This is a genomic window from Ramlibacter sp., from assembly GCF_035548915.1.
Classification (GTDB): domain Bacteria; phylum Pseudomonadota; class Gammaproteobacteria; order Burkholderiales; family Burkholderiaceae_C; genus Ramlibacter.
Window position 1 is genome coordinate 1 of sequence record NZ_DASZSE010000033.1, and the last position, 22178, is coordinate 22178.

Sequence of the window (22178 nt, forward strand, 5' to 3'; positions counted from 1 at the left end):
GGCACCTCGCACCGGCAAGGCGCGCGCTCGGTGACGCAGCTCGAGATCATGCCAAAGCCTCCCGAGAAGGAGGACAAGCTCCTGGTGTGGCCCGACTGGCCGCTCAAGCTCCGCACCTCGACAAGCCAGCAGGAGGGCGCCGAGCGGGAATTTTCCGTCATGACGCAGAAATTCTCGGGCGAGAACGGCGCGGTGAAGAAGCTGCACTGCATCCGCGTCGATGCGAAGATGCAGCCGGTTCCCGGCACCGAATTCACGCTCGACGCCGACCTCGTGCTGCTCGCCATGGGCTTCGTGCACCCGGTGCACGAGGGCATGATCGAGAAGCTCGGCGTGAAGCTGGACGCCCGCGGCAAGGTCGAGGCGAACACCGCCGCCTACCAGAGCTCGAAGGAAAAGATTTTCGCCGCCGGCGACATGCGCCGCGGCCAGTCGCTCGTGGTGTGGGCGATCCGCGAGGGCAGGCAGGCGGCACGCGCCGTGGATGAGTTCCTGATGGGGTTCAGCGACCTGCCGCGCTGAGGCGCGCGGGGCGCATTATCATCCGGGGTTTCCCTGATCCCCCGAATGACCGACGCGACCGCCGATGCGCTCGTCGAGTGCCGCAACGTGAGTTTCGGCTACGCCGAGCGCCTCATCCTCGATGACGTGAGCTTCACCGTGCCGCGCGGCAAGGTGACGGCGCTCATGGGCGCCTCGGGCGGCGGCAAGACGACGGTGCTGCGCCTGATCGGCGGGCAGTTGCGCGCCCGCCAGGGCGAGCTTCTTTTCGACGGCACCGACATCGCGCGGCTCGACCGCGAAGCGCTCTACGCGATGCGCTCGCGCATGGGAATGTTGTTCCAATTCGGCGCGCTCTTCACCGATCTCACGGTGTTCGAGAACGTGGCGTTTCCCTTGCGCGAACACACGAAGCTTTCCGAGGCGCTGCTGCGCGACATCGTGCTCATGAAGCTCAATGCCGTCGGCCTGCGCGGCGCGCGCGACCTGATGCCTTCGGAAGTGTCGGGCGGCATGGCGCGGCGCATCGCGCTTGCGCGCGCCATCGCGCTCGATCCCGAGCTCGTGATGTACGACGAGCCGTTCGCCGGGCTCGACCCGATCTCGCTCGGCACGTCCGCGCAGCTCATCCGGCGGCTGAACGACACGCTCGGCATCACGAGCATCGTCGTCTCCCACGATCTGGACGAAACGTTCCATATCGCCGACTACGTGATCGTGCTTGCCAACGGCCGCGTCGCGGCGCAGGGCACGCCCGAAGAAGTGCGCCACTCGACCGATCCGCTGGTGCACCAGTTCGTGCATGCCGAGCCGGAAGGGCCGGTGCACTTCCACTATCCCGGCCCGAGCGTCGCCGAGGACTTCAGCGCGGGGCTCGCGCGGTGAACGGCGCATCCGACCTCGGCTTCGCGACGCGCGCCATGCTCGCGGATATCGGCCATGGCGCTCGCCTCTTCGTGCGCCTGGTGCGGCTCGCCGGGCCGGCGATGCGCCGGTTCTCGCTGGTGCGCGACCAGATCCATTTTCTCGGCAACTACTCGCTCGCGATCATCACCGTGTCCGGGCTTTTCGTCGGGTTCGTGCTCGGCCTGCAGGGCTACTACACGCTGCAGCGCTACGGCTCGTCCGAGGCGCTCGGCCTGCTCGTGGCGCTCAGCCTCGTGCGCGAGCTCGGGCCGGTCGTGAGCGCGCTGCTCTTCGCGGGCCGCGCCGGAACGTCGCTCACGGCCGAAATCGGATTGATGAAGGCGGGCGAGCAGCTGTCCGCGATGGAGATGATGGCGGTGGACCCGGTGCAGCGCATCCTCGCGCCGCGCTTCTGGGGTGGCGTCATCGCGATGCCGCTCTTGGCCGCCGTCTTCAGCGCCGTCGGCATCCTGGGCGGCTGGTTCGTGGGCGTCGTGCTGATCGGCGTCGATCCGGGGGCGTTCTGGAGCCAGATGCAAAGCGGTGTCGACGTGCTGAAGGACGCCGGCAACGGCGTCGTGAAAAGCATCGTGTTCGGCATCACCGTCACGTTCGTCGCGCTGCTGCAGGGCTTCGAGGCGCAGCCGACGCCCGAGGGCGTCGCGCGGGCGACCACGCGGACCGTGGTGATGGCGTCGCTCGCCGTCCTCGGGCTCGACTTCGTCCTCACCGCGCTGATGTTCAGCATCTGAATCAAGGGTAACCAATGGATCGCTCCAAGAACGACCTCTGGGTGGGCCTCTTCGTGCTCATCGGCGCGGCGGCGCTCCTCTTTCTCGCGCTGCAATCGGCCAACCTGCTTTCCTGGAGCTTCCAGCCGACGTATGTCGTCACCGGCAAGTTCGACAACATCGGAGGCTTGAAGCCGAAGGCGGCCGTCAGGAGCGCCGGCGTGGTGGTGGGCCGGGTGGAGGCGATCGGATTCGACGACAAGAGCTTTCAGGCGCGCGTCACGATGGCGCTCGAAAATCGCTACCGGTTCCCGAAGGACAGCTCGCTGAAGATCCTGACGAGCGGCCTGCTCGGCGATCAATACGTCGGTATCGAAGCCGGTGCGGACGACAAGGTCTTGGCCGCGGGCGATACCATTACGACGACACAGTCCGCCGTCGTGCTGGAAAACCTGATCGGGCAGTTCCTCTACAACAAGGCAGCAGAAGGCGGCAGCGGCGGCAACGCAGGGACCGCGTCGAAGAAATAGATCACTGGAATGAAACTGCCCACCCGACCGACCGGGGCCGCGCGTGCCTGCTGCGTTCGTCGCGCAGCCTCAGCCGCGGCTGTCAGCTGCCTGCTCGTGCTCGCCGGCTGCGCGAGCGTGCCCAACCCCAATCCGCGCGACCCGTGGGAGCCCATGAACCGCGAGGTCTCGAAGTTCAACGAGGGCGTCGACGCGGTCGTGCTGAAGCCGGTCGCGACCATGTACCGCGAAAAGGTGCCGCCGCTCATGCGCACCGGCGTGTCGAACTTCTTCGGCAATCTCACCGACGCGTGGTCCGCGTTCAACAGCCTGCTGCAGCTGAACGTGCCGAACGCGGCCGAGGACATCATGCGCTTCGGCGTGAACACGTTCTTCGGCCTGGGCGGCCTGCTGGACCTCGCGAGCGAGGTGAACATCGAGCGGCATCGCGAGGACTTCGGCCAGACGCTCGGCCGCTGGGGCGTGCCCGCGGGCCCGTACGTCGTGCTGCCCCTGCTCGGCCCGTCCACGCTGCGCGACACCTTCGCGCTGCCGTTCGACCACTACGGCAACCTCGTGAGCAAGTTCGACGGCAACTGGCAGACGGGCCTGGATACGCTCAGGATCGTCGACCAGCGCGCGAACCTGCTGCGCGTCACGGCCGTGCTGGAAGACGCCGCGCTCGACAAGTACAGCTTCACGCGCGATGCGCATCTGCAGCGGCGCCGCGCCGAAATCTACGATCGCAGCATCTTCCTGTTCGACAGGAAGCAGCCGGACGGCAAGCCTTCGGACGGCGCCGAGCCGCAGGTCGAGCCGCTCGCGCCGGCCGAGAGCCAACCGGCTGCGCCCGCGAAGCGTTGAGGTACCAGAAGTGAAAGGGAAGCAACGATGATGAACCGCAGAATGCTGGGCCGGCTGGCCGCCGCCTTGTTCGCCGCCGCGTCGCTCGCGTGGCTCGCTCCGGCGCACGCCGCCGACGAAGCGCCCGACGCGCTGATCAAGCGCCTTTCGGACGAGGTGCTCACGGCGCTGAAGGGCGACAAGCAGATCCAGGCCGGCAACGTCGATCGCATCGTGGCCCTGGTCGACACGAAGATCATGCCCAACGTCGACTTCCGCCGCATGACGGCCGCGGCGGTCGGCCCCGCGTGGCGCCAGGCGACGCCCGAGCAGCAGAAGCGGCTGCAGGACGAGTTCAAGATTCTTCTCGTGCGCACCTATGCGGGCGCCTTCCAGCAGATCAACGACGAAACGGTGAGCCTGAAGCCGCTGCGTTCGTCCCCCGAGGACACCGAGGTCGTCGTGCGCACCGAAATCCGCGGCCGCGGCGAGCCGATCCAGCTCGACTATCGCCTGGAGAAGACGCCCGGGCAGGGCGCGGGCTGGAAGATCTACAACCTGAACGTGCTGGGGGTGTGGCTGGTGGAGACCTACCGCAGCCAGTTCGCGCAGGAGATCAACGCGAAGGGCGTGGATGGCCTGATCGCGACGCTCGCGGAGCGCAACAAGTCCAACGCCGCTCGCAAGAGCTGACGCGAAGCGCCGACGCGAAGAGCTGACGCCAAGAGCTGACGCCAAGAGCCGACGCGAAGAACCGAGATCGCGCCTCGATGCTGGTGCTTCCCACCGAACTCACGCACGCCGTGGCGCCTGCCTGCAGCCGGATGCTGACGCAGGCGCTGCGGGCCGAATCGGGCGGCAAGGCGGTGTGCGATGCATCGGCGCTGGTGCGCTTCGATTCTTCCGCGCTGGCCGTGCTGCTGGATTGCCGGCGCGAGGCGCTCGCCGCGGGCAAGACGTTCGCGGTCGCGCGGCTGCCCGAGAAGCTGCGGGAGCTCGCCACGCTCTATGGCGTTGCCGAGCTGCTGCCGTCAGACGCGTGAGACCTCCTGGTCGTCCGCCTCTGCGGCCGAGAGCGGGACCCGCGCACGCTCCCAGGGAATTGCCGAGCTCCTAGAATCTCGGGTTCCCATGCCCGCGATTTCCTTTCAATCGGTCTCCAAGTCGTACGGCTCGGTGCGCGCGCTCGACGGCGTGAGCTTCGACATCGAGGAAGGCGAGTTCTTCGGCCTGCTCGGCCCGAACGGCGCGGGCAAGACGACGCTCATCAGCATCCTGGCCGGGCTCGCTCGCGCAAGCTCGGGTCGCGTCACCGTGCGCGGCTTCGACGTGCAGGCCGACTACGCGCAGGCGCGGCGTCAGCTCGGCGTGGTGCCGCAGGAGCTCGTCTTCGACCCGTTCTTCACGGTGCGCGAAGCGCTCGGCATCCAGTCCGGCTACTTCGGCATGCGCGGCAACGACGCGTGGATCGACGAACTGCTGGAAAGCCTCGGCCTCGCGGACAAGGCGAACGCGAACATGCGGCAGCTCTCCGGCGGCATGAAGCGCCGCGTGCTGGTGGCGCAGGCGCTCGTGCACCGGCCGCCCGTCATCGTGCTCGACGAGCCGACGGCGGGCGTGGACGTCGAGTTGCGGCAAACGCTCTGGCAGTTCATCGCGCGCCTGAACAAGCAAGGCCATACGGTGCTGCTCACCACGCACTACCTCGAGGAAGCCGAAGCGCTTTGCGGCCGAATCGCGATGCTGAAGGCCGGCCGCGTCGTCGCGCTGGAGCGCACGAGCGAGCTGCTGAAGGCCGCATCGAGCAACGTGCTGCGCTTCAAGATCGACGGCAGCCTGCCGCGGGAATTCGCGGGCCGTGCGCGCGTGACCGGGCGCATCGTGCAGCTTCCCGCGCATGACGCCCACGAGATCGAGCGCCACCTCGCCGTGATCCGCGAGGCGGGCCTGCGCGTGGAGGACGTGGAAATCAGGAAGCCCGATCTGGAGGACGTGTTCCTCGACGTGATGGCGGCGCATCGGCCGGAGGTCGCGGCATGAGCGTGACCGCCGCTCGCACGACAGCGGCCGCGCCCACGGCGGGCGGCTGGCAGACTCTGCTCTACAAGGAGGTGCTGCGCTTCTGGAAGGTGAGCTTCCAGACTGTCGCCGCGCCGATCCTCACGGCGCTTCTGTACCTCCTCATCTTCGGACACGTCCTGCAGGACCGCGTGAAGGTCTACGACCGCATCGACTACACGGCGTTTCTCGTGCCGGGCCTCGTGATGATGAGCGTGCTGCAGAATTCGTTCGCCAACAGCTCGTCTTCGCTCATCCAGAGCAAGATCACGGGCAACCTCGTGTTCCTCCTGCTCACGCCGCTGTCGCACTGGAGCTGGTTCTGGGCCTACGTGATCGCGTCGATGGCGCGCGGGCTGATGGTGGGCTCGGGCGTCTTCATCGTCACGGTCTGGTTCACGCACGTGAGCTTCGCGGCGCCGGTCTGGATCGTGGTGTTCGCGCTCGCGGGCGCGGGCATGCTCGGCGCCCTTGGCATCGTCGCGGGCCTCTGGGCCGAGAAGTTCGACCAGATGGCCGCGTTCCAGAACTTCGTCATCGTGCCGATGACTTTTCTCTCGGGCGTGTTCTACTCCATTCACTCGCTGCCGGGTTTCTGGCAAGGTGTGAGCCACCTCAACCCCTTCTTCTACATGATCGACGGATTTCGCTACGGCTTCTTCGGCATGAGCGACGTGTCGCCGTGGCTGAGCCTGGGCATCGTGGGCACGGCGCTCATCGTCGTGGGCGCGGTCGCCGTGAACCTGCTGCGCATCGGCTACAAGATCCGGGGCTAGCGGAATGACTGCGCAAGAGCTTCGGACCCTGATCGCCTCGGGCCTTCACTGCGACCACCTCGAAGTCACGGGCGACGGCCGCCACTGGGAAGCCGTCGTCGTGTCGGCGGAATTCGTCGGCAAGCGTGCGATCGAGCGCCACCAGCGCGTGTACGCCACGCTCGGTGCGAAAATGCACACCGACGAGGTCCACGCCCTGTCGATGAAGACGTACACGCCGGCCGAATGGGCGGCACTGCCTCACTGAAAACACCATGGACAAGCTTCTGATCCGCGGGGGGCGCGAGCTCCACGGCGAAGTCCGGATTTCCGGCGCGAAGAACGCCGCGCTGCCGGAACTGTGCGCGGCGCTCCTCACCGAGGAGCCCATGACGCTTGAGAACGTGCCGCGCCTGCAGGACGTGGTGACGATGCTCAAGCTCATCCGCAACATGGGCGTGGACGCGCAAGCCGCGGCCGACGGCACCGTGCGGATCGATTCGAAGCGCCTCAGTTCTCCGGAAGCGCCGTACGAGCTCGTGAAGACGATGCGCGCCTCGGTGCTCGCGCTCGGCCCGCTGCTCGCACGCTTCGGCGAAGCGACGGTGTCGCTGCCCGGCGGCTGCGCGATCGGATCGCGCCCCGTCGACCAGCACATCAAGGGCCTGCAGGCGATGGGCGCGCACATCGTCGTGGAGCACGGCTACATCATCGCCAAGCTCCCGAAGGGACGAGAACGCCTGCGCGGCGCAAGCATCACGACCGACATGATCACCGTGACCGGCACCGAGAATTTCCTCATGGCCGCCACGCTCGCCGAGGGCGAGACGGTGCTCGAAAACGCCGCGCAGGAGCCGGAGATCGCCGATCTCGCCGAGATGCTGATCGCGATGGGCGCGCGCATCGAAGGCCACGGCACCTCGCGCATTCGCGTGCAGGGCGTGCCGAGCCTGCACGCGTGCACGCACCGCGTGGTGGCCGACCGGATCGAGGCCGGCACCTTCCTGTGCGCCGTGGCGGCCGCGGGCGGCGACGTGCTGCTCGCCGGCGGGCGCGCCGACCACCTCGATGCGGTGATCGACAAGCTGCGTGCCGCAGGCGCCGAAGTGACGGCGGTGGCCGAAGGCATACGCGTGCGTTCGCACGGCCGCCTCGCGGCGCAGAGCTTCCGCACCACCGAGTACCCGGGCTTTCCCACCGACATGCAGGCGCAGTTCATGGCGCTCAACTGCGTGGCGAACGGCTCCTCGCGCGTCACGGAGACGATCTTCGAGAACCGATTCATGCACGTGAACGAGCTCGTGCGCCTGGGCGCGAAGATCCAGGTCGACGGCAAGGTCGCGATCACGGAAGGCGTCGAACGCCTCTCCGGCGCGACCGTGATGGCGACCGACCTGCGCGCGTCGGCGAGCCTCGTGATCGCGGGCCTCGTGGCCGAGGGCGAGACGCTCGTGGACCGCATCTATCACCTGGACCGCGGCTACGAGAAGATGGAAGACAAGCTGCGCGGCATCGGCGCCGACATCGAAAGAATCTCGGCATGATCACGCTGGCCCTGTCGAAAGGGCGCATCTTCGACGAGACGCTGCCGCTGCTCGCGCGCGCGGGCGTCGAAGTGCTGGAGGACCCGGAGAAGTCGCGCAAGCTGATCCTCGCCACGAGCCAGCCCGACCTGCGCGTGGTGATCGTGCGCGCGACCGACGTGCCGACGTACGTGGAATACGGCGGCGCGGACCTCGGCGTCGCCGGACGCGACACGCTGATCGAACATGGCGGCCAGGGCCTGTACCAGCCGCTCGACCTGCGCATCGCGCCGTGCCGCGTGAGCGTGGCGGTGCGCGCGGACTTTGACTATGCGAGCGCGGTGCGGCAGGGCTCGCGCCTGCGCGTGGCCACCAAGTACGTGAGCATCGCGCGCGAATTCTTCGCGGCCAAGGGCGTGCACGTCGATCTCATCAAGCTGTACGGCAGCATGGAACTCGCGCCGCTCACGGGGCTCGCCGATGCCATCGTCGATCTCGTCTCCACCGGCGGCACGCTGAGGGCGAACCAACTGGTGGAAGTCGAACGGATCATGGACATCACGTCGCGGCTGGTCGTGAACCAGGCCGCCCTGAAACTGAAGCAGCAGCCGATTCGCCGTCTGATCGACAACTTCGCCACCGCCGTGGCCACTGCCTCGCCATGACGCTTGCCGCCCGCCCCTTGCGCCTCGCCACCACGGACGCCGGCTTCGACGACGCCCTTGGGCAGCGGCTGCACTGGTCGGCCGACACCGATGCGGGCGTGGAAAAGGCGGTGGCGGACATCCTCGCGGACGTGCGCTCGCGCGGCGACGCGGCGGTGCTCGAGTACACGCGCCGGTTCGATGCGATGGATGCGCAGTCGATGCGAGAGGTGCAGCTGTCGCCCAGCGAGCTCGAGAGCGCTTTCGCGCTGCTGCCCGAACAGCAGCGTGGCGCGCTCGAGCAGGCGGCAGCTCGCGTGCGCAGCTATCACGAAGCCCAGAAGAAAGCGTGCGGCGAAAGCTGGTCCTATCGCGACGCGGACGGCACGCTCCTTGGCCAGAAGGTGACGCCGCTCGACCGCGTGGGCATCTACGTGCCCGGCGGCAAGGCGGCCTATCCGTCGTCGGTGCTGATGAATGCGATTCCCGCGCAGGTGGCGGGCGTTCGGGAAATCGTCATGGTGGTGCCGACGCCGCGCGGCGAGAAGAATCCGCTCGTGCTTGCGGCCGCGCATCTGGCGGGCGTCACGCGCGCCTATTGCATCGGTGGCGCGCAGGCCGTGGGCGCGCTGGCTTACGGCACCGAAACCGTCCCGCGCGTGGACAAGATCACCGGGCCGGGCAACGCCTACGTCGCGAGCGCGAAGCGGCGCGTGTTCGGGCAGGTGGGCATCGACATGATCGCGGGCCCGAGCGAGATTCTCGTGCTCGCGGACGGCAGCACGCCGGCCGACTGGGTGGCGATGGACCTCTTCTCGCAGGCCGAGCACGACGAACTCGCGCAGAGCATCCTCCTGAGTCCCGATGCCGCGTACATCGATGCCGTGCAGGCAGCGATCGACCGGCTGCTGCCGGAGATGCCGCGCCGGGAGATCATCGCGAAGTCGCTCACCGGCCGCGGCGCGCTCATCCGCACGCGCAGCATGGAGGAGTCGTGCGAGATCAGCAACCGCATCGCGCCCGAGCACCTGGAAATCGCGAGCACCGAGCCGCACCGCTGGGAGCCGCTCTTGCGTCACGCCGGGGCGATCTTCCTTGGCAGCTTCACGAGCGAATCGCTCGGCGACTACTGCGCCGGCCCGAACCACGTGCTGCCCACGAGCACGACGGCGCGCTTTTCGAGCCCCCTGGGCGTCTATGACTTCCAGAAGCGCAGCAGCCTGATCGAAGTGAGTGAAGCGGGTGCTCACAAATTGGGAGCGATCGCCGCAGAGCTCGCATATGGCGAAGGCTTGCAGGCGCATGCCCGGGCGGCCGAACTTCGGATCAAACGATAGTTTCACACGAAAATCGTGCGGCACGAATTTCGTGTAGACTGGCTCAACGCATGAGAAACGTCACCATCACGGTCGAGGATGAAGTCCTGGAATGGGCGCGCATCGAGGCGGCGAAGCGCAACACGAGCGTGTCGCGGATGATGGGTGAACTCCTCGCGGAAAAGATGCGGCGCGAGGATGCCTACGAGCGCGCGCATCAGGCCTGGCTGCACGACGACAGAAAGTGGCGTTCGGACGGCAAGCCCTATCCCAAGCGGGAAGAACTCTATGACCGAGGACGCGATCAGGGATGACCGGGCCCACCGTCTTTGTCGATTCCAACATCCTGATCTACAGCGAAGATCCTGGCGCGCAAGCGAAGCAGCAGGTTGCGTTCGACTGGCTGCGCCTCCTCTGGCAGCGCAGGATCGGGCGGCTCAGCACGCAGGTGCTCAACGAGTTCTACGTCAATGTGACGCGCAAGCTCACACCCGCCATGCCGGTCGGCGACGCACGGGCGAAGATCCGCCAGTACGCCGACTGGAATCCGTGGCTCGTGGACGCCGCAACGGTCGAATCCGCCTGGGCCGTCGAGGCGCGGTATGGCCTTCACTTCTGGGATTCGCTCGTCGTCGCCGCCGCGCAGCATTCGGGCTGCCGCTACCTGATCAGCGAAGACATGAGCCATGAGCAAAGCTTCGGCGGCGTGACGGTGCTGAACCCCTTTCTTTGCAGCGTCGAGCGCCTGCAACCCGCATGACACTTACCGATCGCATCGCCCGCCTCGTGCGCCACGACATCCAGTCGATGCACGCCTACGCCATCCAGGATTCGCGCGGCCTCGTGAAGCTCGACGCGATGGAGAACCCGCATCGACTGCCGCCCGAGCTGCGCCGCGCGCTGGGCGAGCGGCTGGCCGAAGTGGCGCTCAACCGTTATCCCGGTGAGCGCATCGGCGTTCTGCGCGAGGCGCTGGCGCGCCATGCGCGCATGCCGGCGGGCTTCGACCTGATGCTGGGCAACGGCTCGGACGAACTCATCTCGCTCATCGCCATGGCGTGCGACGTACCCGGCGCGTCCATCCTCGCGCCCGTGCCCGGGTTCGTGATGTACGCGATGAGCGCGCAGCTGCAGGGGCTCGGATTCATCCCGGTCGATCTCACGCCGGACTTCGAGCTGGACGAGGCCGCGATGCTGGCCGCCGTCGAACGCGAGCAGCCTTCGATCGTCTACCTCGCCTACCCGAACAATCCCACGGCCAACCTGTGGGACGACGCCGCGATCGAGAAGATCGTCGAAGCCGCCCCGGGGCTGGTGGTGATCGACGAGGCCTACCAGCCGTTCGCGAGCCGCAGCTACATCGAGCGCATCGCGCGGCACGAGCATGTGCTTTTGATGCGCACGATGAGCAAGTTCGGCCTGGCCGGCGTGCGCATCGGCTACATGATCGGACAGCGGGAGCTCATCGCGGAAATCGACAAGGTGCGACCGCCCTACAACGTGAGCGTGGTGAACTGCGAGACGGCGCTCTTCGCGCTGGAACACGCCGAGGTCTTCGCGGCCCAGGCCGCGGACATTCGCACCGAGCGCGAGCGCCTGCAGCGCGCGCTCGCGGAGATGCCCGGCGTGAAAGCCTGGCGCAGCGACGCCAACATGATCCTCGCGCGCGTGCCCGATGCCCCCCGCGCGTTCGAGGGCATGAAGGCGCGGGGCGTGCTCGTCAAGAACGTTTCTAAAATGCATCCATCGCTGGTCGACTGCCTGCGCCTGACCGTGGGCACGCACGCCGAGAACACGCAGATGCTGGCCGCCTTGCAAGCCTCTTTATGAACCGAACCGCGGAAGTCACCCGCAACACCGCCGAAACGCAGATCACCGTGCGCGTCGACCTCGACGGCACGGGGCAGGCGCAGCTTTCCACGGGCGTCGGGTTCTTCGACCACATGCTCGACCAGATCGCGCGCCACGGCCTGATCGATCTCACCGTGCAAGCCCAGGGAGACCTCCACATCGACGGGCACCACACGGTGGAAGACGTCGGCATCACGATCGGCCAGGCGGTGGCCAAGGCGATCGGCGACAAGAAGGGCATCCGCCGCTACGGCCACGCCTACGTGCCGCTCGACGAGGCGCTCTCGCGCGTCGTGATCGATTTTTCCGGCCGGCCCGGCCTCGTGATGAACGTGCCGTTCAAAAGCGGCATGATCGGCACGTTCGACACGCAGCTCGCCCACGAATTTTTCCAGGGCTTCGCGAATCACGCGTTCGTCACGCTGCACATCGACAACCTGCGCGGCGAGAACGCGCACCACCAGTGCGAAACCGTCTTCAAGGCTTTCGCGCGAGCACTGCGCGCGGCGGTGGAGCTCGATGCGCGAGCGGCGGGCACCATCCCCTCCACCAAAGGTTCGCTGTAGCCCCTTGAAAACCGTCGCAGTCGTCGATTACGGCATGGGCAACCTGCGGTCCGTCTCGCAGGCCGTGCACCATGTGGCCGCCGCAACGGGCTTCGAGGTCATCGTGACTTCCCGCCCGGAGGAGGTGCGCGCAGCCGAACGCGTTGTGCTGCCCGGGCAGGGCGCCATGCCCGACTGCATGCGCGAACTGCGCGATTCGGGCCTGCTCGACAGCGTGCTGGAAGCGGCCGCGGCCAAGCCCCTTTTCGGCGTGTGCGTGGGCATGCAGATGCTGCTCGATCGCAGCGCCGAAGGGCCGACGGCGGGGCTCGGTCTCATCGCGGGCGAGGTGCTGAAGTTCGACCTCGCGGGCCGCCTGCAGCCCGATGGCAGCCGGTTCAAGGTGCCCCAGATGGGATGGAACCAGGTGCAGCAGGCCGAGCCGCATGCGCTCTGGGCGGGCGTGCCCGACGGCAGCTGGTTCTACTTCGTGCATAGCTACTACGCGCAGCCGTCGGATGCGCGCCACAGCGTGGGGGTGGCCGATTACGGCGCACGCTTTACCGCCGCCATCGCCCGCGATAATATTTTTGCGACACAGTTCCATCCCGAGAAGAGCGCCGACCAAGGACTTGCCCTTTATCGCAATTTCCTGCACTGGAAGCCCTGAGCTTCCGGCCGGCCGCCGTTACCCATTTCCCCATGCTGCTGATTCCTGCGATCGACCTGAAAGACGGCCATTGCGTGCGCCTGAGGCAAGGCGACATGGGACAGGCCACGACCTTCAGCGAGGACCCGGGCGCCATGGCGCGCACCTGGCTCGGCAAGGGCGCGCGCCGCCTGCACCTCGTGGACCTGAACGGCGCGTTCGCGGGCAAGCCGCAAAACCTGCCGGCGATCAAGTCCATCCTCCACGCGGTGGGCGATGAGATTCCGGTGCAGCTCGGCGGCGGCATCCGCGATCTCGACACCATCGAGAAGTACATCGACGCGGGCCTGCGCTACGTGATCATCGGCACCGCGGCCGTGAAGAACCCCGGCTTCCTGAAGGATGCGTGCACGGCGTTCGGCGGCCACGTGATCGTGGGTCTCGATGCGAAGGACGGCAAGGTCGCCACGGACGGCTGGAGCAAGCTCACCGGCCACGAAGTCGTGGACCTCGCGCGCAAGTTCGAGGACTACGGCGTCGACGCCATCGTCTACACCGACATCGGCCGCGACGGCATGCTCACCGGCATCAACATCGAAGCCACGGTGAAGCTCGCGCAGTCGCTCTCGATTCCGGTCATCGCCTCGGGCGGGCTATCGAATCTGGAGGACATCCGCAATCTGTGCGCGGTCGAGGACGAGGGCATCGAAGGCGTGATCTGCGGGCGCGCGATCTATTCGGGCGATCTCGACTTCGCGCGGGCGCAGGAACTCGCCGACCAGCTGGGCGGCTGAATGCTCGCCAAACGCATCATCCCCTGCCTGGACGTGACCGGAGGCCGCGTCGTGAAGGGCGTGAACTTCCTCGAACTGCGCGACGCGGGCGACCCGGTGGAGATCGCGGCGCGCTACAACGACCAGGGCGCCGACGAGCTCACCTTCCTCGACATCACCGCGACGAGCGACGACCGCGACCTGATCCTGCACATCGTCGAAGCCGTCGCGGCGCAGGTCTTCATCCCGCTCACCGTCGGCGGCGGCGTGCGCACGGTGGAAGACGTGCGGCGGCTTCTGAACGCCGGGGCCGACAAGACGAGCTTCAACTCCGCGGCCATCGCCAACCCGGGCGTGATCGACGCGGCCTCCGGCAAGTACGGTGCGCAATGCATCGTGGTTGCGATCGACGCGAAGCGCCGCACGGGCGAAGAAGCGACCGCGCGAGGCCCGGGCTGGGACGTCTACAGCCACGGAGGCCGGCGCAACACGGGGCTCGACGCCCTGCAGTGGGCCGTGGAGATGGCGCGGCGGGGCGCGGGCGAAATCCTGCTCACGAGCATGGACCGCGATGGCACCAGGGCCGGATTCGATCTCGAGCTCACCCGGGCGGTGAGCGATGCGGTGCCTGTCCCCGTCATCGCCTCCGGCGGCGTCGGCAGCCTCGACGATCTCGCCGACGGCATCCAGCAAGGCGGCGCCGATGCCGTGCTCGCGGCGAGCATCTTCCACTACGGCGAATACACGGTGGCGCAGGCGAAGGCGCGCATGGCAGAGCGCGGCATCCCTGTGAGGCTCTGAAGGCGCGAGGCGCCTCGGTTTCCGCGCGGAGCGTACCGTGCGGGGATGAACGACAATCTCCAGATGGATTGGCTGGATCAGGTCAGGTGGGACGCCGACGGGCTCGTGCCCGTGATCGCTCAGGAAGCTTCCTCGGGCGACGTGCTCATGTTCGCGTGGATGGATCGCGAAGCGCTCGCGAAGACCGCCGAGCTCGGGCGCGCCGTCTATTTCAGCCGTTCGCGGCGCAGGCTCTGGCCGAAAGGCGAGGAGTCCGGGCACGTGCAGCAGGTGCACGAGATTCGCCTGGACTGCGACAACGACGTCGTGCTGCTGAAGGTGACGCAGCACGGCCACGATCCGTCGATCGCGTGCCATACGGGGCGGCACAGCTGCTTCTTCCAGCTCTATCGCGACGGCGAATGGCGCACCGTCGAACCGGTCCTGAAGGACCCGGCGGACATCTACAAGTGAGCGAACAGGTGAGCGAACAGGTGAGCGGCATGGGCACTTCCGACGACACGCTCGCGCGGCTCGCCGCCGTGATCGAAAGCCGCAAGGGCGCCGACCCCGACAAGAGCTACGTCGCGCGCCTGCTGCAAAAAGGCCCCGACGCCATCCTGAAGAAGGTGGGCGAGGAAGCCACGGAGGTCGTGATGGCGGCCAAGGACGGCGATGCGCGCAAGCTCGTCGCAGAAGTCGCGGACCTCTGGTTCCACTGCATGGTGGCGCTCGCCCACTACGGCGTCTCGCCCGCCGACGTGCTCGCCGAGCTCGCGAGGCGCGAGGGCCTGAGCGGCCTCGACGAGAAGGCGCTGCGCAAAGCGCGCGAGCGCGAAGGAGGCCAGGTGTGAACGAGGCCGAACCCATCGATGTTGTCGACGTGAAGCGCTCGCAGGACCGCACGATCATGCACGTCCTCTATGCGCTGCACACGTTCGCGTGGGTGAGCATGGGCGTGCTCGCGGTGATCGCCGTGATCGCAAACTACATCAAGCGCGCCGACGAGCGCGATGCGCTCTACGTGAGCCATCACGACTACATGATCTCCACCTTCTGGTGGACGGTGCTGTGGCTGGTGCTCGCCGCGCCGCTGTGGCTCCTGCTGGTGTTCCCGGGCTGGATGGCCTATACGGTGATCGGGCTCTGGTACCTCTACCGGTGCATCCGCGGCTGGCTGCGGTTCAACGACGGACAGCCCGCGCACGTCTGAAGAAGAAGTCTTCCCATGAGCGAACACGACCCGAACTGCATCTTCTGCAAGATCGTCGAGGGCAAGATCCCCTCGAAGAAGGTCTACGAGGACGACGACATCCTCGCCTTCCACGACATCCACCCGTGGGCGCCGGTGCACTTCCTGATGATCCCGAAGCGGCACATCGCGTCGCTCGCGCACGCGCAGCCGAAGGACGCGGAGGTGCTCGGCCGCATGATGGCGCTCGTCGGCGAGCTCGCGATGAAGGAGGGTGCGCGTCCCTACCCCGAAGGCGGCTTCCGGGTCGTGGTCAACACGGGCGCGGACGGCGGGCAGGAAGTCCACCACCTGCACCTGCACGTGATCGGCGGGCCGCGGCCCTGGCTGAAGGGCTGAACCGGGTGTTGAGAACCAAGGGTTGAACTTCCCCCGCGCACTAGAATCGACCCGTCTGCAAGGAGAAGTCCATGGGTTCCATTTCCATCTGGCACTGGTTGATCGTGCTGCTCATCGTGGTGCTGGTGTTCGGCACCAAGAAGCTCAAGAACATCGGCCAGGATCTCGGCGGTGCCGTCAAGGGCTTCAAGGACGGCATGCGCGAAGGCTCGACGCCCGAGCAGCCCACGCCGCCTTCCCAGCAGGTGACGCAGCAGACGCCCGCCCCCGACAAGAACACGATCGACGTCGAAGCGCGCAACAAGTCCTGATCCTTGAGAAAATCCGCATTCGATCATCGTGCTCGACCTCGGCCTGTCCAAGATGGCGCTCATCGGCGCCGTGGCCCTGATCGTGATCGGGCCGGAGAAGCTGCCGCGCGTCGCGCGCACGGTGGGGACGCTTCTTGGCAAGGCGCAGCGCTACGTGGCCGACGTGAAGGCCGAGGTCAACCGCTCGATGGAACTCGACGAGCTGCGCAAGATGAAGGAAACGGTGGAGACGGCCGCGCGCGACGTCGAGCAATCGGTGCAGTCCGCGGCCGGCGATTTCGAAAAGCAGTGGCAGGAAGTCGCAGGCACCGACCAGGCGGCGCTCGCCGGGCCGAGCTACCCCGAATACCGGCATCCCAAGAAGAAGTGGCGCCTGAAGCAAGGCAGCGTGCCCCACTGGTTCAAGGCGCGCACGGGCGTGCGCACGCGGGCGCTCTCGGGCGCGGCGCGTGTGGCGAAGTACCGGCCGCGGAAGTTCGATTGACATGAATCCCCCCCGAAGCGCCTGCGGCGCCTCCCCCCACAGGGGGGCGCCACCGGCGGCCCGGCAAAGCCGGTTCCGCGCTGGCACGCGAATGGACCCGAGGCCTCGCGCCGACTGCAATGGCCACTGAACCCGAAGACGAACTCGCCGGCACCGAGCAGCCGTTCGTGGCCCATCTCATGGAGCTGCGCGACCGCCTCATCAAGGCGCTGGCCGCGATCGCCGTGGCGACGGGGGTGCTCGCGATCTATCCGGGCCCGGCGCACCTCTACGACCTGCTCGCCGCGCCGCTGATCGCCAACCTGCCGCACGGCGCGACGCTGATCGCGACCTCGGTGATCTCGCCGTTCGTGGTGCCGCTGAAGATCCTGCTCATGGCGGCCTTCCTGCTTGCGCTGCCGGTGGTCCTCTACCAGCTCTGGGCCTTCGTCGCGCCCGGGCTCTATTCGCACGAGAAGAAGCTCGTGCTGCCGCTCGTCATCTCCAGCACGATCCTTTTTGTGGCCGGCATCGCGTTCTGCTACTTCCTCGTGTTCGGCCGCGTCTTCGCGTTCATCCAGAGCTTCGCGCCCAAGAGCATCACGGCCGCGCCGGACATCGAGGCCTACCTGAGCTTCGTGCTCACGATGTTCCTCGCATTCGGCGCGACCTTCGAAGTGCCGGTGGTGGTGGTCGTGCTCGCGCGGATGGGCGTCGTCTCGGTGGAGAAGCTGAAGGAGTGGCGCGGCTACTTCATCGTGGTCGCGTTCATCGTCGCGGCCATCATCACGCCGCCCGACGTCGTTTCGCAGCTTGCGCTCGCGATTCCCATGTGCCTGCTGTACGAGCTGGGCATCTGGGCGGCGCAGATCTTCATCAAGAACACGAAGTCGCCGGAAGAAGCGGGCGAAGCGCGCTAGCCGGCTGCCGCACGCGGGGATGCCTAGCGTTGCTGCTGCTGCTCCTGCAGCTGCCGCGGCTTCGGCCGTTTGCCCGGGGTGACGGTGACGTCGAGACGCTCGTCGCGCCGCTGGATGTGGAACTGCGCGGGCGCTCCGGGCTTCAGGCCCGCGACGTTCGTGAGGAGTTCCGACACGTTCGCGATGCGCTTGCCGCCCACGTCGGTGATCACATCGCCCGGGCGGATGCCGGCGCGCGCGGCGGGGCCGTTTTGCAGCACGCCCGTGATGAGCACGCCTTCGCGCGCCTTCACCCCGAACGTCTCCATGAGTTCCGGCGTGAGCTCGGCGGGCTCCACGCCGATCCAGCCGCGCGTCACCACGCCTTCCTTCACGATGCCTTCGAGCACCTGCCGGGCCGTGTTCACCGGAATGGCGAAGCCGATGCCCATGTTGCCGCCGGTGCGCGAGTAGATCGCAGTATTGATGCCGATGAGGCGGCCCTCCACATCCACCAGCGCCCCGCCCGAGTTGCCGGGATTGATTGCGGCGTCGGTCTGGATGAAGTTCTCGAAGGTGTTGATGCCGAGCTGATTGCGCCCGAGCGCGCTCACGATGCCGCTCGTGACCGTCTGGCCGACCGCGAACGGGTTGCCGATGGCGAGCACCTGATCGCCCACCTGCAGCGCATCGGAGTTGCCGAGCACGATCACGGGCAGCCGGTCGAGCGAAATCCTGAGCACCGCGACGTCTGTTTCCGGATCGGTGCCGATCACCTTCGCGCGGGCCTTGCGGCTGTCGTTGAGCTGCACCTCGATTTCGTCGGCGCCCTCCACCACGTGGTTGTTCGTGAGGATGAAGCCCTCCGGACTGATGATGACGCCGCTGCCGAGCCCCTGCTGCGGCTGGCCGGCGCCTTGATCGCCGAAGAAGAAGCGGAACCAGGGATCGTTGGCGTAGGGATGCTGTTCGGGCGCCTTGGTCGTGCTCACGCTCACGACGGCCGCCGATGCTTTCATCGCGGCGTTGCGGAAGCTCCCCGGGGGCGCCGGCCCATTCGCCGTGGCAGGCGCTTCCACGAGCGCCACGCCGGTGTCGGATCGCAGGACCGGACGCCTGGACACCCACTCGGGCTTCAGCGTGGCGACGACGAAGTATGCCGCCAGCAGCACGGTGACGGTCTGCGAGAAGAGAAGCCAGAAGCGTCGCATCGCCCCGAGTGTAGACGGCCGCCAGCAGCGCGGCCTCGGCTCAGGCGCCGCTTTCGGCGCTCGACCGCGCGGGCGTCGGGAGCGGCTGGGGTACTTCTCTGCCGTAGCGGTTGCTGCGCGGCCCGAGCGGGGCCGCCTCGACGGGGACGGGCTGGCCCGTGCGCCGATCCATGATGGCGGCGCGCGAAGGCATGCGCCTTGCCGCTTCGGCCATGCGCTCGGCGTCGTGCAGGATGTCCTCCACCGCGGCGGGCCGCGTCGAGAGGTGCACGATGCCGATGCCGGCTTCGAGCCGCACCTGCACGCGCGCACCGCCGAGGCCCGTGACTTCGATCGGCCGGCGCAGGCTGGCGGAGACGCGCAGGCCGAGCGTGCGCAGCCATCCGGGCGACTGGATCGACTCCAGCAGCGCCACGAAGCAGCGGTCCCAGTAGCGGCCGACGGGATTCACGACGCCGACTTGCCGCTGGATGCGGCCCGCGAGCACGACGAACATTTCGTTCACGCCGGCGGTGCCGATCTGCCGCGCGAGCAGCTCGAGGTCGAACACCATGATCGCGAGTACCGCGCCCTGGCGCTTGGTGCGCGCGCGGCGCTTGAGCGCGACGACGATGCGGCGCACGAGCTCCGTGCCGGTCGCAAGGCGCGTGACGGGATCGAAGCCCGTGGCCCCGGCGTCGAGCGAGTGAGCTTCGCGTTCCTGGCGGTCGCGCCGCCACAGCGCGAGCCCGGTGATCGCGTTGGCGGCCGCCGCGCAGAATGCGATGGCCGCGTGCGCGGCCGCGCTCAAGTCCTCGCCATCCATCGCGACCGCGTAGAGGCCCGCGATCGCGGCAAGCGTGAGCGCGCAGCCCGTGCCCATCACCGGCGCGAGCCGGTCGCCGAGCAGCGTCGCGCGCACCGTGGCCCACAGCGTGACCATGTTGCCGCCCAGGGCGAGCGTGACCGCGAAGGCGAGCTGCTCGTGCGCCGGCAGGGCGAGCGCGCCCAGACCCGCGAGCGAGAGGACGAGGGCCGAAGCGCGCAGCCCGATCAGCATCGCGCGGTCCCTCTGGTGCGCCGCGAGCCAGCGCTGGACCCACAGGTTCGACAGCGCGACGCAGGCCGGGCCCGCGAGCACCTGCACCACGAGGAACTGCTGGCGCGTGGCCGACAAAGCTTCCTTCAGCGCCCCGCTTTCGACCAGCACGAGCAGGAACACGGCCAGGTGGTAGCCGACGGCGCGCAGCTGCGACAGGCTCGGCCGCATGCCGGCGTCCGCCGCGCGGGCGATGCCCACCGCCGCGATGGCGCCGAGCGCCATGCTCCAGATCATCAGCTCGATGGCGGTCATGCGGCCGCTCCCATGACGGCCGCACCTGCCGCACATGCCGCACCTGCCGCACATGCCGCACATGCCGCGTCTGCTTCGTCCGCCCCACCCCGCGCGCTCGGCGAGAATGCGCCATGGCACAGCGCGACTCCCTTCTTTGCGCCTTCGATGCGCTGCTCGAACCGGGCCGCTTCAAGGACTACGGCCCCAACGGCCTGCAGGTAGAGGGCCGCGCTCAGGTGCGCCGCCTCGTCTCCGGCGTGACCGCGAGCCTCGCCTTTCTGCAGGCCGCGGCCGAAGACGGCGCCGACGCGGTGTTCGTGCACCACGGGCTCTTCTGGCGCGGACAGGACGGCCGCGTCACGGGCTGGATGAAGCAGCGGCTCGCGCTTTTGCTCGCGAACGACATCAGCCTCTTCGCCTATCACCTTCCGCTCGACGCGCATCCCGAACTCGGCAACAACGCGAGGTTCGGGCTTCAGCTCGGGCTCGCGGCCGACGGCCGCTTCGGCGAACAGGACCTCGGGTTCATCGGCAGGCGCGTGGACGGCACCGCCTTCGCCGACACGCGGCAACTCGCGCAACACGCGGAGCTCGCGCTCGGGCGCCGTGTGACCGCGGTGGAGGGCGCGCGCGGGCCGATCGAGCGCATCGCGTGGTGCACCGGGGGCGCGCAAGGCTACTTCGAGGCGGCGATCGCGGCGGGCGCCGATGCCTTCCTGACCGGCGAGATTTCGGAGCCGCAGACGCACTACGCGCGCGAGTGCGCGGTGACCTTCATCGCTTGTGGCCATCACGCGACCGAGCGCTACGGCGCACCGGCCGTGGCAGCTCGCGTGGCGTCTCAGCTGGGCATCGAGCACCGGTTCATCGACATCGACAACCCGGCGTGAGCCACGATCGATCAGGCGGCAGTGGCCGCCCGCCCTGAGTCCTCCCATACGATTTCCTTTCTTTGTGCGTCGATATTAACCCGTTGGTTTTCATGTGAGCAAGCACCGACCTCTTGCCATCACGCTCGGCGACCCGGCCGGCATCGGCCCCGAGATCGTCGCGAAGGCGTTCGCCGCCGAGCCGCACCTCATGCGCGGCGCATTCGTCGCGGGGGACGCGCAGTGCCTGAGGCGCGCAGCGGCGATCGTCTGCGGAACGCTTCCGCCGTGGCCGGTCGCCGTGCTCGATTCGCCCGAAGAGGCGTTCGACGTTCCGCCCCGATGCCTGCCGCTCGTGCAGGCGGCCAGCGGCCGTGAGCTGCCGCCCCTGGCGCGGGTGAGCGCGCAAGCCGGGCGCATTGCCGCGGACTGCGTGACATGGGCTGCTCGCGCCGCGCTGCGCGGCGAGATCGAGGCCGTGGTGACGGCGCCGCTCAACAAGGAAGCGCTCGCCGCGGCGGGCGTGCCGTATCCGGGCCACACCGAGCTGCTGCAGGCCGAAGCCGCGCGGCATCTCGGCCGCACGGCCGGCGACGTGCCGGTGCGCATGATGCTTGCCAACGACGAACTGCGCACGGTGCTCGTGAGCATTCACGTGTCGATGCGCGAAGCCCTCGACGCGGTGAACCGCGACGGCGTGCTGCAGACGCTGGTCATCACGCACGCGTCGCTTGCGAGGCTCCTCGGCCGTGAACCGCGTATCGCGGTGGCGGGGCTGAATCCTCACGCGGGCGAAGGCGGGCTCTTCGGCCGCGAGGAGATCGATGCGATCGCACCCGCCATCGCGGATGCGCGAGCGCGCGGCATCGATGCGCACGGCCCGTTCGCGCCCGACACCGTCTTCATGCGCGCGAGGAAGGGCGAATTCGACGTGGTGGTCGCGATGTACCACGACCAGGGGCTCATTCCCGTGAAGTACCTCGGCGTGGAACAGGGCGTGAACGTGACGCTCGGGCTGCCCTTCGTGCGGACGAGCCCCGATCACGGCACCGCGTTCGACATCGCGGGGACGGGGCGAGCCGACGCGTCGAGCCTCGTGGAGGCGGTGCGGATGGCGCGAAGGCTTGTCGGGTAG

31 protein-coding genes are annotated in these 22178 nt (G+C 67.9%); 29 read left to right on the top strand and 2 right to left on the bottom strand.

All coding sequences use genetic code 11. The annotated features are described in order from the left end of the window. The 27 genes from VHA82_RS12410 to tatC form a co-directional block, all read left to right on the top strand. The coding region (locus VHA82_RS12410) for an FAD-dependent oxidoreductase (RefSeq protein WP_325544023.1) at nucleotides 1–522 on the top strand (522 nt) is incomplete at its 5' end. A gap of 45 nt (nucleotides 523–567) precedes the next feature. After that, entirely contained in the window at nucleotides 568–1386 is an 819-nt protein-coding gene (locus tag VHA82_RS12415; RefSeq protein ID WP_325544025.1) for an ABC transporter ATP-binding protein, read from the top strand. Then, the gene (gene mlaE / locus VHA82_RS12420; RefSeq protein WP_325544027.1) at nucleotides 1383–2159 is read left to right on the top strand and encodes a lipid asymmetry maintenance ABC transporter permease subunit MlaE; all 777 of its coding nucleotides are present in this window, start codon (nucleotides 1383–1385) and stop codon (nucleotides 2157–2159) included. Before VHA82_RS12415 ends, mlaE begins: the two co-directional genes overlap by 4 nt. A gap of 14 nt (nucleotides 2160–2173) precedes the next feature. After that, nucleotides 2174–2668 (top strand): outer membrane lipid asymmetry maintenance protein MlaD, encoded by a 495-nt coding sequence (gene mlaD, locus VHA82_RS12425; protein WP_325544029.1) that lies wholly within the window; start codon nucleotides 2174–2176, stop codon nucleotides 2666–2668. Nucleotides 2669–2677: 9 nt separating this feature from the next. After that, nucleotides 2678–3511: a VacJ family lipoprotein gene (locus VHA82_RS12430; protein ID WP_325544031.1), complete on the top strand. Its 834-nt coding sequence runs from the start codon at nucleotides 2678–2680 to the stop codon at nucleotides 3509–3511. Between the two features lie 27 nt (nucleotides 3512–3538). Beyond that, nucleotides 3539–4183, top strand: a complete 645-nt coding sequence (locus VHA82_RS12435) for an ABC transporter substrate-binding protein (RefSeq protein ID WP_325544033.1) — start codon at nucleotides 3539–3541, stop codon at nucleotides 4181–4183. Nucleotides 4184–4218: 35 nt separating this feature from the next. Further along, entirely contained in the window at nucleotides 4219–4533 is a 315-nt protein-coding gene (locus VHA82_RS12440; protein ID WP_325544098.1) for an STAS domain-containing protein, read from the top strand. Between the two features lie 88 nt (nucleotides 4534–4621). After that, nucleotides 4622–5530: an ABC transporter ATP-binding protein gene (locus VHA82_RS12445; protein ID WP_325544035.1), complete on the top strand. Its 909-nt coding sequence runs from the start codon at nucleotides 4622–4624 to the stop codon at nucleotides 5528–5530. Beyond that, nucleotides 5527–6324, top strand: coding sequence for an ABC transporter permease (locus VHA82_RS12450; protein ID WP_325544037.1), 798 nt, complete (start codon nucleotides 5527–5529; stop codon nucleotides 6322–6324). The genes VHA82_RS12445 and VHA82_RS12450 overlap by 4 nt, the downstream gene beginning before the upstream one ends. Nucleotides 6325–6328: 4 nt before the next feature. Next, nucleotides 6329–6571: a BolA family protein gene (locus VHA82_RS12455; RefSeq protein WP_325544038.1), complete on the top strand. Its 243-nt coding sequence runs from the start codon at nucleotides 6329–6331 to the stop codon at nucleotides 6569–6571. Between the two features lie 7 nt (nucleotides 6572–6578). Continuing rightward, the gene (gene murA / locus VHA82_RS12460; RefSeq protein WP_325544039.1) at nucleotides 6579–7847 is read left to right on the top strand and encodes a UDP-N-acetylglucosamine 1-carboxyvinyltransferase; all 1269 of its coding nucleotides are present in this window, start codon (nucleotides 6579–6581) and stop codon (nucleotides 7845–7847) included. Beyond that, on the top strand, nucleotides 7844–8491 hold the full coding sequence (gene hisG, locus VHA82_RS12465; RefSeq protein WP_325544041.1) for an ATP phosphoribosyltransferase: 648 nt from the start codon (nucleotides 7844–7846) through the stop codon (nucleotides 8489–8491). The genes murA and hisG overlap by 4 nt, the downstream gene beginning before the upstream one ends. Beyond that, nucleotides 8488–9807 carry a histidinol dehydrogenase gene (gene hisD / locus VHA82_RS12470; RefSeq protein ID WP_325544043.1) on the top strand — a complete coding sequence of 440 codons (1320 nt, stop codon included), beginning with the start codon at nucleotides 8488–8490 and terminating at the stop codon, nucleotides 9805–9807. Before hisG ends, hisD begins: the two co-directional genes overlap by 4 nt. Before the next feature lie 50 nt (nucleotides 9808–9857). Beyond that, nucleotides 9858–10100: a CopG family transcriptional regulator gene (locus tag VHA82_RS12475; RefSeq protein ID WP_325544045.1), complete on the top strand. Its 243-nt coding sequence runs from the start codon at nucleotides 9858–9860 to the stop codon at nucleotides 10098–10100. After that, on the top strand, nucleotides 10097–10546 hold the full coding sequence (locus VHA82_RS12480; RefSeq protein ID WP_325544047.1) for a PIN domain-containing protein: 450 nt from the start codon (nucleotides 10097–10099) through the stop codon (nucleotides 10544–10546). Before VHA82_RS12475 ends, VHA82_RS12480 begins: the two co-directional genes overlap by 4 nt. Continuing rightward, nucleotides 10543–11616 (top strand): histidinol-phosphate transaminase, encoded by a 1074-nt coding sequence (gene hisC, locus VHA82_RS12485; protein ID WP_325544049.1) that lies wholly within the window; start codon nucleotides 10543–10545, stop codon nucleotides 11614–11616. The genes VHA82_RS12480 and hisC overlap by 4 nt, the downstream gene beginning before the upstream one ends. Beyond that, nucleotides 11613–12203: an imidazoleglycerol-phosphate dehydratase HisB gene (gene hisB, locus VHA82_RS12490; protein WP_325544051.1), complete on the top strand. Its 591-nt coding sequence runs from the start codon at nucleotides 11613–11615 to the stop codon at nucleotides 12201–12203. The genes hisC and hisB overlap by 4 nt, the downstream gene beginning before the upstream one ends. Continuing rightward, the gene (gene hisH / locus VHA82_RS12495) at nucleotides 12157–12852 is read left to right on the top strand and encodes an imidazole glycerol phosphate synthase subunit HisH (RefSeq protein WP_325544053.1); all 696 of its coding nucleotides are present in this window, start codon (nucleotides 12157–12159) and stop codon (nucleotides 12850–12852) included. Before hisB ends, hisH begins: the two co-directional genes overlap by 47 nt. Before the next feature lie 32 nt (nucleotides 12853–12884). Continuing rightward, nucleotides 12885–13625, top strand: coding sequence for a 1-(5-phosphoribosyl)-5-[(5-phosphoribosylamino)methylideneamino]imidazole-4-carboxamide isomerase (gene hisA / locus VHA82_RS12500; protein WP_325544055.1), 741 nt, complete (start codon nucleotides 12885–12887; stop codon nucleotides 13623–13625). Then, nucleotides 13626–14405, top strand: coding sequence for an imidazole glycerol phosphate synthase subunit HisF (hisF, locus tag VHA82_RS12505; RefSeq protein ID WP_325544057.1), 780 nt, complete (start codon nucleotides 13626–13628; stop codon nucleotides 14403–14405). Between the two features lie 63 nt (nucleotides 14406–14468). Beyond that, complete coding sequence (hisI, locus tag VHA82_RS12510) at nucleotides 14469–14858, top strand: phosphoribosyl-AMP cyclohydrolase (protein ID WP_325544100.1); 390 nt, start codon at nucleotides 14469–14471, stop codon at nucleotides 14856–14858. A gap of 29 nt (nucleotides 14859–14887) precedes the next feature. Further along, nucleotides 14888–15238: a phosphoribosyl-ATP diphosphatase gene (locus tag VHA82_RS12515; RefSeq protein ID WP_325544103.1), complete on the top strand. Its 351-nt coding sequence runs from the start codon at nucleotides 14888–14890 to the stop codon at nucleotides 15236–15238. Then, nucleotides 15235–15597 (top strand): hypothetical protein, encoded by a 363-nt coding sequence (locus VHA82_RS12520; protein WP_325544059.1) that lies wholly within the window; start codon nucleotides 15235–15237, stop codon nucleotides 15595–15597. The genes VHA82_RS12515 and VHA82_RS12520 overlap by 4 nt, the downstream gene beginning before the upstream one ends. Nucleotides 15598–15612: 15 nt before the next feature. Then, nucleotides 15613–15975, top strand: coding sequence for a histidine triad nucleotide-binding protein (locus VHA82_RS12525; protein WP_325544061.1), 363 nt, complete (start codon nucleotides 15613–15615; stop codon nucleotides 15973–15975). 71 nt (nucleotides 15976–16046) lie between these two features. Next, nucleotides 16047–16286: a Sec-independent protein translocase subunit TatA gene (gene tatA / locus VHA82_RS12530; RefSeq protein ID WP_325544063.1), complete on the top strand. Its 240-nt coding sequence runs from the start codon at nucleotides 16047–16049 to the stop codon at nucleotides 16284–16286. Nucleotides 16287–16314: 28 nt separating this feature from the next. Further along, nucleotides 16315–16770, top strand: coding sequence for a Sec-independent protein translocase protein TatB (tatB, locus tag VHA82_RS12535; RefSeq protein WP_325544065.1), 456 nt, complete (start codon nucleotides 16315–16317; stop codon nucleotides 16768–16770). Nucleotides 16771–16889: 119 nt separating this feature from the next. Beyond that, complete coding sequence (gene tatC, locus VHA82_RS12540; protein ID WP_325544067.1) at nucleotides 16890–17669, top strand: twin-arginine translocase subunit TatC; 780 nt, start codon at nucleotides 16890–16892, stop codon at nucleotides 17667–17669. A 23-nt stretch (nucleotides 17670–17692) separates the two neighbouring features. On the opposite strand, the gene VHA82_RS12545 is transcribed toward tatC, so the two are convergent. Beyond that, nucleotides 17693–18859 (bottom strand): Do family serine endopeptidase, encoded by a 1167-nt coding sequence (locus tag VHA82_RS12545; RefSeq protein ID WP_325544070.1) that lies wholly within the window; start codon nucleotides 18857–18859, stop codon nucleotides 17693–17695. Nucleotides 18860–18899: 40 nt separating this feature from the next. Then, nucleotides 18900–20192: a diguanylate cyclase domain-containing protein gene (locus tag VHA82_RS12550; RefSeq protein ID WP_325544073.1), complete on the bottom strand. Its 1293-nt coding sequence runs from the start codon at nucleotides 20190–20192 to the stop codon at nucleotides 18900–18902. Between the two features lie 113 nt (nucleotides 20193–20305). Between VHA82_RS12550 and VHA82_RS12555 the strand changes: the two genes are divergently transcribed. Next, the gene (locus VHA82_RS12555; protein ID WP_325544075.1) at nucleotides 20306–21064 is read left to right on the top strand and encodes a Nif3-like dinuclear metal center hexameric protein; all 759 of its coding nucleotides are present in this window, start codon (nucleotides 20306–20308) and stop codon (nucleotides 21062–21064) included. Between the two features lie 94 nt (nucleotides 21065–21158). Continuing rightward, nucleotides 21159–22178, top strand: coding sequence for a 4-hydroxythreonine-4-phosphate dehydrogenase PdxA (gene pdxA, locus VHA82_RS12560; protein WP_325544078.1), 1020 nt, complete (start codon nucleotides 21159–21161; stop codon nucleotides 22176–22178).

Coding starts and splice junctions, on each gene's coding strand:
- VHA82_RS12555 (WP_325544075.1), top strand. CDS start 20,306: ATGGCACAGCGCGACTCCCTTCTTTGCGCCTTCGATGCGCTGCTCGAA.
- VHA82_RS12550 (WP_325544073.1), bottom strand. CDS start 20,192: ATGACCGCCATCGAGCTGATGATCTGGAGCATGGCGCTCGGCGCCATC.
- VHA82_RS12430 (WP_325544031.1), top strand. CDS start 2,678: ATGAAACTGCCCACCCGACCGACCGGGGCCGCGCGTGCCTGCTGCGTT.
- mlaD (WP_325544029.1), top strand. CDS start 2,174: ATGGATCGCTCCAAGAACGACCTCTGGGTGGGCCTCTTCGTGCTCATC.
- VHA82_RS12455 (WP_325544038.1), top strand. CDS start 6,329: ATGACTGCGCAAGAGCTTCGGACCCTGATCGCCTCGGGCCTTCACTGC.
- VHA82_RS12480 (WP_325544047.1), top strand. CDS start 10,097: ATGACCGGGCCCACCGTCTTTGTCGATTCCAACATCCTGATCTACAGC.
- hisA (WP_325544055.1), top strand. CDS start 12,885: ATGCTGCTGATTCCTGCGATCGACCTGAAAGACGGCCATTGCGTGCGC.
- murA (WP_325544039.1), top strand. CDS start 6,579: ATGGACAAGCTTCTGATCCGCGGGGGGCGCGAGCTCCACGGCGAAGTC.
- hisI (WP_325544100.1), top strand. CDS start 14,469: ATGGATTGGCTGGATCAGGTCAGGTGGGACGCCGACGGGCTCGTGCCC.
- hisC (WP_325544049.1), top strand. CDS start 10,543: ATGACACTTACCGATCGCATCGCCCGCCTCGTGCGCCACGACATCCAG.
- VHA82_RS12545 (WP_325544070.1), bottom strand. CDS start 18,859: ATGCGACGCTTCTGGCTTCTCTTCTCGCAGACCGTCACCGTGCTGCTG.
- hisG (WP_325544041.1), top strand. CDS start 7,844: ATGATCACGCTGGCCCTGTCGAAAGGGCGCATCTTCGACGAGACGCTG.
- hisB (WP_325544051.1), top strand. CDS start 11,613: ATGAACCGAACCGCGGAAGTCACCCGCAACACCGCCGAAACGCAGATC.
- hisH (WP_325544053.1), top strand. CDS start 12,157: ATGCGCGAGCGGCGGGCACCATCCCCTCCACCAAAGGTTCGCTGTAGC.
- VHA82_RS12450 (WP_325544037.1), top strand. CDS start 5,527: ATGAGCGTGACCGCCGCTCGCACGACAGCGGCCGCGCCCACGGCGGGC.
- VHA82_RS12445 (WP_325544035.1), top strand. CDS start 4,622: ATGCCCGCGATTTCCTTTCAATCGGTCTCCAAGTCGTACGGCTCGGTG.
- hisF (WP_325544057.1), top strand. CDS start 13,626: ATGCTCGCCAAACGCATCATCCCCTGCCTGGACGTGACCGGAGGCCGC.
- VHA82_RS12415 (WP_325544025.1), top strand. CDS start 568: ATGACCGACGCGACCGCCGATGCGCTCGTCGAGTGCCGCAACGTGAGT.
- VHA82_RS12435 (WP_325544033.1), top strand. CDS start 3,539: ATGATGAACCGCAGAATGCTGGGCCGGCTGGCCGCCGCCTTGTTCGCC.
- hisD (WP_325544043.1), top strand. CDS start 8,488: ATGACGCTTGCCGCCCGCCCCTTGCGCCTCGCCACCACGGACGCCGGC.
- tatA (WP_325544063.1), top strand. CDS start 16,047: ATGGGTTCCATTTCCATCTGGCACTGGTTGATCGTGCTGCTCATCGTG.
- tatC (WP_325544067.1), top strand. CDS start 16,890: ATGGCCACTGAACCCGAAGACGAACTCGCCGGCACCGAGCAGCCGTTC.
- VHA82_RS12515 (WP_325544103.1), top strand. CDS start 14,888: ATGGGCACTTCCGACGACACGCTCGCGCGGCTCGCCGCCGTGATCGAA.
- VHA82_RS12475 (WP_325544045.1), top strand. CDS start 9,858: ATGAGAAACGTCACCATCACGGTCGAGGATGAAGTCCTGGAATGGGCG.
- VHA82_RS12525 (WP_325544061.1), top strand. CDS start 15,613: ATGAGCGAACACGACCCGAACTGCATCTTCTGCAAGATCGTCGAGGGC.